This window comes from Serratia sp. PF-27, from assembly GCF_030053255.1.
Lineage (GTDB): Bacteria > Pseudomonadota > Gammaproteobacteria > Enterobacterales > Enterobacteriaceae > Serratia > Serratia bockelmannii.
This window is the reverse complement of the sequence record NZ_JASGBT010000018.1, coordinates 27,320-39,032: the sequence shown is the minus strand read 5'-3', so window position 1 is coordinate 39,032 and position 11,713 is coordinate 27,320. Positions and strand designations below refer to the sequence as shown.

Below are 11,713 nucleotides of genomic sequence, written 5' to 3'. Positions count from 1 at the left end.
ATCCGCATGGATTTGCCCCGACAGCTGACGGAACGCCTGCCGCGCTTCGCCCGCCGTGCCGCTGTTGAGCAGGCTCTCGTACACCGGGTTGCCCGCCGCCAGCGCATCCGCCGCCGCCGCCACCGCCCGCTCGTTCGAAGTCTGCGCCACGCTGGCGAAGCTCGTGCCGTTGCGCCCGACGCTCAGCGTCACCCCGGTCGGCTGGTAGCTCAGCCCGGTGCCGAGGAACAGGTAGTTCGGCGCCACCGCGTCAAACTGCCCGCTCACCCCCTGCTGCGCGCTCAAAATGGTGTACTGCTGGCCCAGCAGGCTGCGCACCTCGCTTTGCGTCAGCAGGTTGGGGCTGTTCTCCAGCGTCACCGCCACCTCGCCGCCGCCGATCGTCGCCGATCCGCTGCTCTGGATCCGATCGCTCTGGCCGTTCGGGCCCACTTCCACCGCGTAGCGCGAGCCCGGCTCGAAGCTGACGTTGCCGGCCACGTTCAGGGTGCCGATCGAGTTGCCCGGCGCCACGGTGCCGCCATCACGGGCGGTCAGCGAACCGACCGTGCCACTGCCGCCGACAATACCGCCGCTCTGCACGCTGACGGCCGAGGTGACCGAACCGTTGACAGCCAGCCGCCCCTGATTGACCAGCGTCGGGCCGGCATAGGTGTTGTTACCGGTCAGCACCAGGGTGCCGATGCCCTGCTTGGTCAGGCCGCCGTGGCCGGAGATGTCGTTGCTCCAGAAGTCCAGGCCGCAAAGATCGCTGCTGCAGACGCGCTCGGTCGGTTTACCCTTGTCCAGCACCGCGCCGACGCCCGGCAGATCGACCACGAACTGGGTCGGGCCATAAGCCACGCCCGTCGGATCCGGGATGCGGAACTCTTCGGGAATATCCTCAGCGGTCACCAACATGCCCGGGCCGTTGATGGCCTTGCCCAGGTTGATCATCCCCCAGCCGTAGAGCGCGTCGATGCCCGGCGCGCCCATGTCGGTGGCGGTGGTTTTCAGCACTTCCGCCACCTGTGCGCCATTCAAATACGGGAAACGCTCCATCAGCACCGCAACGCTGCCGGCCACGTGCGGCGCCGCCATCGAGGTACCGCTGTATTTGGCGTAGCCAGTCGTCAGATTCTCCACGCTGGTGCCTTCAATCACCGAGCTGTACACCCGGGTACCCGGTGCCGAGACGCACAAACTGGCGGTATAGCCGCAGCGGGAAGAGAAGGTGCTGATGCTGTAATCGCCGCTATTGGTGGGATCCTGCAGGCTGGCGACCGACAGCCAGTTCGGCGCGATATCCGGCACGAAATACGCCAGGCCGGCCATGGCGTCCGGGTTGTTCAGGTTGTAATCGTTACCGGCGGCGAAGATGGTGACCACGCCGCTGCGCGCCGCGTCGATCGCGCCCTGATAGGCGCCGCCGGGCTTGGTGCCCAAGATAACCTTGATCTGATCGAACTGCTTTTGCGCATCGTCGACCGTGAAATGAGGATAAGCGGGATCTTTGCCTCCCTTGGCGAATTTATCGGTAATGCCGATGCCCCAGCTGTTATTGATGATGCGCGCGCCGCTGGCCACCAGCGCCTCCCAGCCGGCCTGGTAAACCGCGCCGTCGTTACCGAGGATGATGCCGTCCTCCGGGCCGGGGTCGCCGTTTTCCGCGCTGATGATCTGCGCGTTGAACGCCACGCCGTGCATGGCGCCGCCGTCGCGGCTGCCGGCGGCGATGCCGCCCACGTGGGTGCCGTGCGAGCCGAGCGTACCGTCAGAGTCCACACTCGGGGTTCCGTCATAGCGGAAGTCATCGCCTTTTTTCACCGGAATATAGGGATCGGTGTATTCGCGAGTGCCATGGGTAACCAGATTGATCACCTTATCTGGGCCGGAAAATTCGGGGTGCTTGGCGTAGACTGGCTGATCGAAAATACCGAGTTTGATGCCTTTTCCGGTATAACCGGCGGCGTAGGCCTGGTCGGCGTGGATCGCTCCCAGCCCCCATTCCGCGTTGAACTCACTGCTGCGCCAACTGGCCGGATCGCCCGCTTTGCCGTTCTCTATATAGCTGGAGGCCTGCGCCCCGCCGATCGCCGTCAGGCAGATCAGCATCGCGCTCCATTGTGCGCGATGAACTCCGATTTCAGGCCAGCCGAAGGCCGCCCGAGCGGATTTGACTCCTCTAAGTTTCTTCTCCATCCCAGATACCGTCCGTTGTTGTTTGCAAATGTTTTATAAGATTTTTTGTGTAACAGTTTGGTAACACCAAATAAATAAAGCACAACAATCTCAAGTGCGCTTAATGTGTCACTCGGCAGTTCGGCGGGGGGAGAGAACGTTTCAGGGGTGAATCAGGCCAACGCCAATAAGAAATGGTAATGACGTTTGCCGGTAGCGAAGCGGCGATAAAAAGTGAGAGGAAAAACCTTAATACACTGATAAATAAAAATATAAACAAAGATCGAATGAAGGAGATGGCCGCCTGAAAAGTGCTTAACAGGCGTCTTTTATCACTTTTAATTATAAATTTTGCCAATATTCACTCAGTGAATTATGCTGGTTTTTCACTCGGTCATCGGCAAAAATTGGATTATCCTGCTGATGTTTTTTTGCTGTGCATCGCATCCTCTTCCGCCTGACGCAGGATGGCTTTAGCCATCCATTGCGTGACATCCTGGATCCCCCCAAGCTCCAGTCCCCAGATATCTTTCAGCACCAGGAACACCTCAGAACCGTAAATCAGCGAGAAAGCATGAATCACTCTCTGTATAGAATCCGGCGGCAGTTTGCCCTGCAACGGTTCTACCGCCAGCGTCAGCAGCCGCTTGCGGTTGCCGCGCACAAATTTTTCGCCCGGCGTCGCATGCGCCCACTGCTGTAAAGAGAGTTGCAAGGCGGCGCGCAGCGCCCCCTCATGCCGCTCCATCTGGGGATAAGCGAAGGTCAGCAGCTGCTGAATACGCTTCAGGGCATCGTCGTCTTGCGGGCGCCATTCCAGAATAGGCCCCAGACTTTCCGCCACCACCGCAGTAATCAACGCACTTTGGGTCGGGAAATAGCGGTAGGCGGTCGCGCGCGATACCTGGGCATGCGCCGCCAGCTCGGTGATCGAAGGAAACGCCCCTTCGTCATACAGCGCCATCGCGCTGGCCAGCAACAAACGGTAGGTTTTTGCCCGTGTGGAAGTCAGTGAAGGATCGAACGGGGTGGGAAAAGCATTTATCGGCACTTAAACCTCATACATCTGCACACGCTTGCGCAACAGAGGATGCGCCTCTGTCGACTGGCTACCGGCAAAGCGCCGGCCACGTTGAAAAGCTCAAAAATGAGACAGGAGTCCCATTTTGCACTGAGCTGCCCTTGCAAAAATGATACTGCCGTCTCATTATATAAATACATTAATCAATTTAATTTAAATGCCAACACCAGGGCACCCTAAAAAATATAATAAAATGATTTTTAAATAAAAATTAGAAACACCCAGGAAGACACATGAAAGAAACTTCAAATTTTGTCTATATTGCTACCACAGCAGATACGAAAGGACAAGAGTTGGAGTATGTACGGCGGCTAATCGCTGCCCTGAATTTACCCACGCGAACCGTCGATCTTTCCACTCGTCGCTTGCCGTTTGACTCCCCGGCCGATATCGGTCCAGAGGACGTTGCTCGCCACCATCCGGCAGGCGCCGGTGCGGTCTTTTGCGCCAGTCGCGGCCAGGCGATCGCCGCTATGGCGACCGCTTTCGAACGTTTTATCCTGACGCGCCGCGATATCGCCGCCTTGCTGGGTCTGGGCGGCTCCGGCGGCACCGCCATCATCACGCCGGCCATGCAGCAGCTGCCGATTGGCCTGCCGAAAATAATGGTCTCAAGCATGGCGGCAGGAGACGTTTCCGCCTATGTCGGCGCCAGCGATATCAACATGCTGTATTCGGTCACCGATCTCGCCGGTCTTAACCGCATCTCGCGACAGGTGCTAGGCAACGCGGCACGCCAGATAGCCGGCGCAGTGCACTTCGCCGCCGTCGACTATCACGACAACAAACCCGCGATCGGCCTGACGACGTTTGGCGTCACCACGCCCTGCGTTCAGGCGTTGGTGGCCGAACTGGGAACACAATGGGATTGTCTGACGTTTCATGCGACCGGCAGCGGCGGCAGGTCGTTGGAAAAACTGATCGATAACCGCCAACTGCACGGCGCCATCGATTTGACCACCACCGAAATGGCCGATTATCTGTTTGGCGGTGTGCTGCCCTGCAATATGGATCGTTTCGGTGCCATCGCGCGTACCGGCATCCCGTGCGTGCTCTCCTGTGGCGCGATAGACATGATCAACTTCGGCGCGCCGAATACGGTGCCGGCTCGCTATGCCAACCGTCTGCGTCACCATCACAACCCGCAAGTGACGCTGGTGCGTACCAGCGCGCGGGAGAATGCGTTAATGGGGCGTTGGATGGGCGAAAAAATCAACGCCTGCGCGGGCGAAGTGCGTTTCGTTATCCCGACGGGCGGCGTATCGGCTTTGGATGCGCCCGGGCAACCGTTCTGGGATCCGGCGGCGCTGGCCGCCTTTACGCAGGCGCTGGAAGAAACGGTGCACGCCACCGACAAACGCCGGTTGATAAAAACGCCTTATCATATTAACGACCCGTGCTTTGCGCAGGCCGTTGCCGAACATTTCCGGCACATTGTCGGCGGAGAATGATTATCACTCACGACAAAGTCTGCCGGCGATAACGCCAAATAGAAAAAGGGCCAGACAAATAGCCTGGCCCTTTTTTACTCACCGCGAGCGGATATTACTGACCGGAGGACATCTGCTCCTTCATTTTATTCATGTGGTTCATCATCTTTTGCTCGCGTTTCTGATAATTCTCATTGTATTGTTTTTTCTGCTCAGGCGTCAGCAGGTTATACATTTTATTTTCCGCTTTGGCGCGTTCCAGCATGCGTTCGGATTGTGCTTTGCCGATCGCGTCAATTTGCGCCTTCGCCTTCGCTTCGTCAAAGCTGTCGGAAGCGACCAGATTGTGCAGCGCCTGGCGTTCTTCTTTCATGCCCGGCCCGCGCTTCTGGTGCGACTCTTTCATGATATCGCGCATCTGCTGGCGCTGCTGCTCGGTCAGGTTCAACCCGGCGAACGGGCCGCCTTTACCTTCACCCTTGTGATGCATCATTTTCATCGGCGCGCCATCCGCCGCCGGGGCAGCCACCGTATCGGCGGCGAACGCCGCGGAAGCAGAACCCAGAGCCAGCGTGGAAGCAATAAATAAAGCCGTCAATTTACGCATAATCATTTCCTTAAAAGTTTTTCTTCATCAGGAGCGCTGTACGTTAACAGGCTCATTCGTCGTCGGAGATAATAATAGGCTGATAAAATTCAAGTAATGCGAGGGTGTGTAAACTTTTTAAAACCCGTCTCGGATTTATTCACCAATTATGAGAAAACTATGAAGATGGCGTTTATTTGATGGAAATTTTAATTTCTCGGCAAAAATCCCCCCGGTGGAGTTATTTTTCCGCTTTCCCCTCACCGCTATAATTTACTCGCCAACACGGCAATCTTGCCTCAACCGTTTTCCGATAGCAGGGGGAAGTCAGTACAAGCATCATAGGATCCGATGTTCTCCTACACTTTAAGGCAAGCGGCCGCCGGGCGACATTTACACCGCAAAACTAATCATTGCTTATATAATAGTTTCCATCACCCGTCCCGCCTGCAAAAACCTGTTATATGATGCACAGATGCGTACGGCGATCGCTTTCGGGCCAACAGGCTGCCCGGAGCTGCGCCGACCGGCCGCCCGTGCTCTTTTGAGGAATCATCATGCCCGCAGACCAAGGCCCTGAGCTTCTTAACGCCCACTTCGGCACCCAAAGCCCCCACTGGCGGCTGGCGTTTGACAGCAATGCCCTGGAGCTGTCCGCCGTTAAGGGCAAAGCCCACGTCGCGGTGGCACTCAGCGCCATGGACGCGGCGAAAATTCGCCGTCTAACCGGCGTAACCGCCAGCCTTGAGCTGACCATTACGCTGGCTGGCGAACCGCTGCATCTGCATCTGGTCGGGCGCCGCGTCAACAACCTCGAATGGGCGGGCACCGCTTCCGCCTTCAGCGACACCCCATCCGTGGCGCGCGATCTGGTGCACGGCCTCTCCTTTGCCGAGCAGGTGGTGTCCGAAGCCAACTCGGTGATCGTGATCGTCGATCAGCATGGCCGCATTCAGCGTTTCAACCGGCTGAGCGAGGAGTACACCGGGCTGCACGAACACGAGGTGATCGGCAAAAACGTTTTCCAGCTGTTTATGAGCCCGGAAGAAGCCGCCGCCTCGCGGCGCAACATCGCCGGCTTCTTCCGCAACGGATCGTCTTATGAGGTGGAGCGTTGGGTAAAGACGGTCAAGGGCGAACGGCTGTTTCTGTTCCGCAATAAGTTCGTGCACAGCGGCAGCGGCAAGAACGAGGTGTTTTTGATCTGCTCCGGCACCGACATCACCGAAGAACGCCGTGCGCAGGAACGGCTGCGGGTGCTGGCCAACACCGATCTTATCACCGGCCTGCCTAACCGTAACGCCATCCAGGATAAGATCAACCACGCCATCGCTACGCGCAGCGAAGAGAGCTTCGGCCTGGTGTACCTCGATCTCGACAACTTCAAAAAGGTCAACGACGCCTACGGCCATATGTTCGGCGATCGGCTGCTGGTCGAAGTCGCGCTGGCGATCCTCGGCTGCCTGAGCCCGGATCAGGTGCTCGCCCGCCTCGGCGGCGACGAATTTCTGGTGCTGGCGCCGCAAACCGATCGCGAGCGCCTGCAAACGCTGGCGCAGCGCATTATCGACAGGCTGAAAACCCCTTTCCGCATCGGCCTGATTGAGGTGTATACCGGCTGTTCGATCGGTATCGCGCTGTGCCCGGAGCACGGCAACGATCTCGACAGCCTGATCCGCAGCGCCGATACCGCCATGTACGTCGCCAAGGAGCACGGCAAACGCACCTATACCGTCTTCTCGCCGGAGATGAACAAACGCGTCGCCGAATACATGTGGCTGGACACCAATCTGCGTAAAGGGCTGGAGCAAAATCAGCTGGTGTTGTATTACCAGCCTAAAATCGACGCGCGCAGCGGCGAAGTGCACAGCGTGGAAGCGCTGGTGCGCTGGGATTCGCCGGAGCGCGGCCTGATCCCGCCGCTGCAGTTCATCTCCTACGCCGAGGAGTCCGGCCTGATCGGCCCGCTGGGCCAATGGGTGCTGCAGACCGCCGCCAGCCAGGCAGCGCAGTGGCAAGAACAGGGATTGAACCTGCGGGTAGCGGTCAACCTCTCCGCCCGGCAGTTGGCCGACGACGGCATCGTCAACGACCTGCTCGGGGTGCTGCGTCATCATCGCATGGCCCCCTGTCTGCTGGACTTCGAGCTGACCGAAAGCAGTCTGATTGAAGACGAGAACCGCGCGCGCGCGCTGATCACCCGGCTACGCGAACTGGGCGCGCAGGTGCATCTCGACGACTTCGGCACCGGCTATTCGTCACTGGCGCAGCTGGCGCGTATACCTCTGGACGCCATCAAGCTGGATAAAAGCTTCGTGCGCGGGGTGAATTTCAATCCGGTATCGCAATCCCTGGTACGCGCGATCGTCGCGGCGGCGGAGGCGCTGGCCTTCCGGGTGATCGCCGAAGGGGTAGAGACCGAGAGCGAAAACCACTTCCTCGACGAGGTCGGCGTGGACGAAAAACAGGGCTTTCTGTTTGCGCGGCCAATGCTCCCGGAACAGCTGGAGCATTGGCTGCAGTCCTATCGCCCGCGCTCACCTTCCGCGTGAGGCGGGCGCGTTAACGTTAGCCGGCACGACGCAGGTTCAGGGTGTGGCGATCCTGCAACATCACCAGCCGCTCAATGTAGGCGCGATCTTTTTCCTCAATGGTGAAGGCCGAGTGGACCCAATCCTCGGTAATATCCATCAGCTCGGAACGCGTCAGTTGCAATACGCGCTGACGCGCCCGCAGCATGGCGCGCATGCCGTTGAGCTTCGGCCGGATGGTATCGATGAAAGTGCGCGTCGCCATATAGGCATCGCCGGGCTGGAACAGCTGATCCACCAGCCCGCGGCTCTCGAACCACTCTGCGGTGTGCGACTCGCCGCCCCAAATCAGCTCCTCAGCCAAGCGCATGCCCGCCTTGCGCGCCACCAGCGAGTAACCGCCCATGCCGGGAAACAGGTTGAACGCGATCTCCGGGAACCCCATGCGCGCATTGTTCTGCGCCAACACGAAATGGTGCGCCAGCGCCGCTTCAAAGCCACCGCCCAGCGCGCTACCTTCAACCATGGCAATGCTGACCGCGCCGGTGTCGAAACCGCGCGCAGCGGCATGCACACAGTCGATGCAGGCCCGTGCGTAGGCCATCATCGCCTCGCGCCTGCGGTTTTTGATCGCTTCGGCGAAGAACTGCAGATCGCCGCCGACGTTGAACATGTTCGGCACCAGCGAGCCGGTGACCCAGAAATCGAATCGCAGCGAAGACTCCTTCGCCGCCTGCGCCAGCGTCATGATGTCTTCGATCAGCGCCTGGTTGAAGCAGGGGCGGGGCGCAGCGCGCAGCAGCATCCACATGATATGCCTCTCCTCTTCATAGTAGGCGGAAAGCTGCGACAGATTGCCCGCTTCGGTAAACGGACGGCAGGTGGGGTGATTAAGCAATTTCATAAGACCTTCCAGTTTTTCTGTTGATGACGGATGAGACCGTTCCAGCCCCTACGGCTGCAGCGGAGCGGCGGTCGGTAAAGCGCGACGCCACATCATGAGTAAACGCTTTCTCGCCGACGAAACAGATAAAAATTGGAGGTAGGGAAGTGAAAAAAACCGAGGCGCCACGGGCTTTTCATAGGAATTTTACCTATCGCGCCATCGTCGGCATTTCATGCCAGGCGCTAACGCGTTAAGCTCGGAAATTGACCGTTTGCCGCCCCGGCGCTCAAAACGCCGCGAGGCTTTGGCTATAATCAATACGGATACATGCCGTTTAACGTTAAGGAAATCGTGAAGTAATGCCTACAGGACCAGACCAGGAACGCCGCCAGCCCGCACAAGACACGCCGCCGAAGCCGCTTATCGCCATCAAGACCGGCCATGAGACCCTCGACCGCCGCATTGGTGGTTTTTCACGTCTGATTGAACGCATCAAAGCCTGGCCGAGCGTTGCGCACCTGCTGCGCGCGGCCGAACGCTTTAACGATCGGCTGGGTAGCCAGTTCGGCGCCGCCATCACCTATTTTTCATTCCTCTCGCTGATCCCGATCCTGATGGTGTCATTCGCCGCCGCCGGTTTCGTGCTGGCCTCCAACCCGGATCTGCTGGCCCAATTGATCAACCGGATCGTCGGCAGCATCAGCGATCCGACGCTGGCCAGCACGCTGAAGAACACCGTCAACACCGCCATTCAGCAGCGTACCACCGTGGGGTTGACCGGTCTGGCGCTGGCGCTCTATTCCGGCATCAGTTGGATGGGCAACCTGCGCGAGGCGATCCGCGCACAGTCGCGTGACGTCTGGGAGCGCAATCCGCAGGATCAGGAGAAAATCTATTTCAAGTACACCCGCGACTTCATCTCGCTGACCGGCCTGGTGGTCGCGCTGATCATTACGCTGTCGCTGACCTCGGTCGCCGGATCGGCACAGGCGGCGATCGTCAACGCGCTGGGGTTGGACGGCATCGAATGGCTGCGGCCGGCGTTGACGACGATCGCGCTGTCGATCTCGATTTTCGCCAACTATCTGCTGTTCCTGTGGATTTTCTGGATGCTGCCGCGCCACAAACCGAAGAAAAAAGCGCTGCTGCGCGGTACCTTGCTCGCCGCCATCGGATTTGAGGTGATCAAGTTCGTGATGACGATGACGCTGCCGCAGGTGGCGAAATCGCCTTCCGGCGCGGCCTTTGGCTCGGTGATCGGGCTGATGGCGTTCTTCTACTTCTTCGCCCGTTTGACGCTGTTTTGTGCCGCCTGGATCGCTACCGCCGACTACAAAGGCGACAAAGCCTTGCCGGAACGCGAGCCACCGGCCCCCTGAAGCCACGCAATCGTGCCGGTGTTATCGCACACGCCGGCACTTTCCTCTGGTTAATAAGCAAAAACCCAGTCAATCCCTCTAAATCATGCGGCATGACATTCGGAAAACCAGCATAACAAACTACCCATTCACTTTTCTTTCCCGTTTTTACAGCCATTCCCTCTGTATGAAACCCATTTCTCAACGTTTAACGCTACAGAAAAGAAGCCCGGTAAAACATTAGTCTTTTTAACCGGTTAGCGGCGGCGCAGCCCAGAGTTACAGCGTTGAAAAGGCGGAATGCTGTCACTAAGATGGATTTTTACCCCCTCCAACAATAAGAAATAGATATGCAAGCCACCATCGCACCCCCACTCGACGCCGACGACGCGTCTACACCGGTGAATTCCCGCGGGAAAGTCATCGTCGCCTCGCTGGTCGGCACCGCCATCGAGTTCTTCGACTTTTACATCTATGCCACCGCCGCGGTGATCGTGTTCCCGCACATCTTCTTCCCGCAGGGCGACCCGACCACCGCGACGCTGCAGTCGCTGGCCACCTTCGCCGTCGCCTTTGTCGCGCGGCCTATCGGCTCTGCGCTGTTCGGCCACTTCGGCGATCGCGTGGGGCGCAAGGTGACGCTGGTCGCCTCGCTGCTGACCATGGGGATTTCCACCGTGCTGATCGGCCTGCTGCCGAGCTATGAAACCATCGGCATCTTCGCCCCTATCCTGCTGGCGCTGGCGCGCTTTGGCCAGGGTCTGGGGCTGGGCGGCGAATGGGGCGGCGCCGCCCTGTTGGCAACGGAGAACGCGCCGGCCAAAAAGCGCGCGCTATACGGCTCTTTCCCCCAGTTGGGCGCCCCGATCGGCTTCTTCTTCGCCAACGGCACCTTCCTGCTGCTCTCCTGGCTGCTGAGCGATCAGCAGTTTATGGAATGGGGCTGGCGCGTGCCGTTCATTCTCTCCGCCGCGCTGGTGCTGATTGGCCTGTACGTGCGGGTATCACTGCATGAAACGCCGGTGTTCGCCAAAGCGGCCAAGGCCGGCAAACAGGTAAAAGTGCCGCTCGGCACGCTGCTGAGCAAGCATCTGAAAGCCACCATCCTCGGCACCTTCATCATGCTGGCGACCTACACGCTGTTTTATCTGATGACGGTGTATTCGATGACCTACGGCACCGCGCCGCAGCCGCTGGGCCTCGGCTACTCCCGTAACAGCTTCCTGTGGATGCTGATGGTGGCGGTGATCGGTTTCGGCGTGATGGTGCCGATCGCCGGCCTGCTGGCGGACGCGTTCGGCCGCCGCAAGACCATGATCGCCATTACCCTGCTGATGATCGGCTTCGCGTTTCTGTTCCCGACCCTGCTGGGCTCCGGCAACCAGGCGCTGGTAATGGGCTTCCTGCTGTGCGGCCTGAGCATCATGGGGCTGACCTTTGGCCCGATGGGCGCGCTGCTGCCGGAGCTGTTCCCTACCGAAGTGCGCTATACCGGCGCGTCGTTCTCCTACAACGTCGCGTCGATCCTCGGCGCGTCCGTGGCGCCTTATATCGCCACCTGGCTGGCGGCCCATTACGGGCTGTTCTACGTCGGCATGTACCTGGCGGCAATGGCCGGGTTGACGCTACTGGCTCTGCTGTTGATGAAAGAAACCCGCCACCAGTCGCTGTGATCCCCTGC

8 protein-coding genes are annotated in these 11,713 nt (G+C 59.2%); 4 read left to right on the top strand and 4 right to left on the bottom strand.

Features of this window, described 5'->3' with window-relative positions; translation table 11 throughout:
* Both QMZ29_RS10645 and QMZ29_RS10640 read right to left on the bottom strand, forming a co-directional pair.
* On the bottom strand, nt 1–2,094 hold a 2,094-nt coding region (locus tag QMZ29_RS10645; protein ID WP_283225770.1), incomplete at its 3' end, for an autotransporter serine protease.
* Between the two features lie 478 nt (nt 2,095–2,572).
* Nucleotides 2,573–3,211 (bottom strand): TetR/AcrR family transcriptional regulator, encoded by a 639-nt coding sequence (locus tag QMZ29_RS10640; RefSeq protein ID WP_261427302.1) that lies wholly within the window; start codon nt 3,209–3,211, stop codon nt 2,573–2,575.
* 263 nt (nt 3,212–3,474) lie between these two features.
* On the opposite strand from QMZ29_RS10640, the gene QMZ29_RS10635 reads away from it, so the two are divergent.
* The gene (locus QMZ29_RS10635; protein ID WP_197837503.1) at nt 3,475–4,692 is read left to right on the top strand and encodes a Tm-1-like ATP-binding domain-containing protein; all 1,218 of its coding nucleotides are present in this window, start codon (nt 3,475–3,477) and stop codon (nt 4,690–4,692) included.
* 94 nt (nt 4,693–4,786) lie between these two features.
* Here the strand turns inward: QMZ29_RS10635 and spy are convergent, their stop codons facing one another.
* Nucleotides 4,787–5,278: an ATP-independent periplasmic protein-refolding chaperone Spy gene (gene spy, locus QMZ29_RS10630; protein WP_261427306.1), complete on the bottom strand. Its 492-nt coding sequence runs from the start codon at nt 5,276–5,278 to the stop codon at nt 4,787–4,789.
* A gap of 536 nt (nt 5,279–5,814) precedes the next feature.
* Between spy and pdeR the strand changes: the two genes are divergently transcribed.
* Nucleotides 5,815–7,809 carry a cyclic di-GMP phosphodiesterase gene (pdeR, locus tag QMZ29_RS10625; protein ID WP_025304630.1) on the top strand — a complete coding sequence of 665 codons (1,995 nt, stop codon included), beginning with the start codon at nt 5,815–5,817 and terminating at the stop codon, nt 7,807–7,809.
* Between the two features lie 16 nt (nt 7,810–7,825).
* Here the strand turns inward: pdeR and QMZ29_RS10620 are convergent, their stop codons facing one another.
* Complete coding sequence (locus QMZ29_RS10620) at nt 7,826–8,692, bottom strand: crotonase/enoyl-CoA hydratase family protein (protein WP_025304631.1); 867 nt, start codon at nt 8,690–8,692, stop codon at nt 7,826–7,828.
* Between the two features lie 341 nt (nt 8,693–9,033).
* On the opposite strand from QMZ29_RS10620, the gene yhjD reads away from it, so the two are divergent.
* A complete protein-coding gene (gene yhjD, locus QMZ29_RS10615) occupies nt 9,034–10,053 on the top strand; it encodes an inner membrane protein YhjD (RefSeq protein WP_099817030.1) in 1,020 nt (339 codons plus the stop codon).
* 329 nt (nt 10,054–10,382) lie between these two features.
* Nucleotides 10,383–11,705, top strand: coding sequence for an MFS transporter (locus QMZ29_RS10610; RefSeq protein WP_016930463.1), 1,323 nt, complete (start codon nt 10,383–10,385; stop codon nt 11,703–11,705).
* The last annotated feature ends 8 nt before the right edge of the window (nt 11,706–11,713 follow it).

Coding starts and splice junctions, on each gene's coding strand:
- spy (WP_261427306.1), bottom strand. CDS start 5,278: ATGCGTAAATTGACGGCTTTATTTATTGCTTCCACGCTGGCTCTGGGT.
- yhjD (WP_099817030.1), top strand. CDS start 9,034: ATGCCTACAGGACCAGACCAGGAACGCCGCCAGCCCGCACAAGACACG.
- pdeR (WP_025304630.1), top strand. CDS start 5,815: ATGCCCGCAGACCAAGGCCCTGAGCTTCTTAACGCCCACTTCGGCACC.
- QMZ29_RS10635 (WP_197837503.1), top strand. CDS start 3,475: ATGAAAGAAACTTCAAATTTTGTCTATATTGCTACCACAGCAGATACG.
- QMZ29_RS10610 (WP_016930463.1), top strand. CDS start 10,383: ATGCAAGCCACCATCGCACCCCCACTCGACGCCGACGACGCGTCTACA.
- QMZ29_RS10620 (WP_025304631.1), bottom strand. CDS start 8,692: ATGAAATTGCTTAATCACCCCACCTGCCGTCCGTTTACCGAAGCGGGC.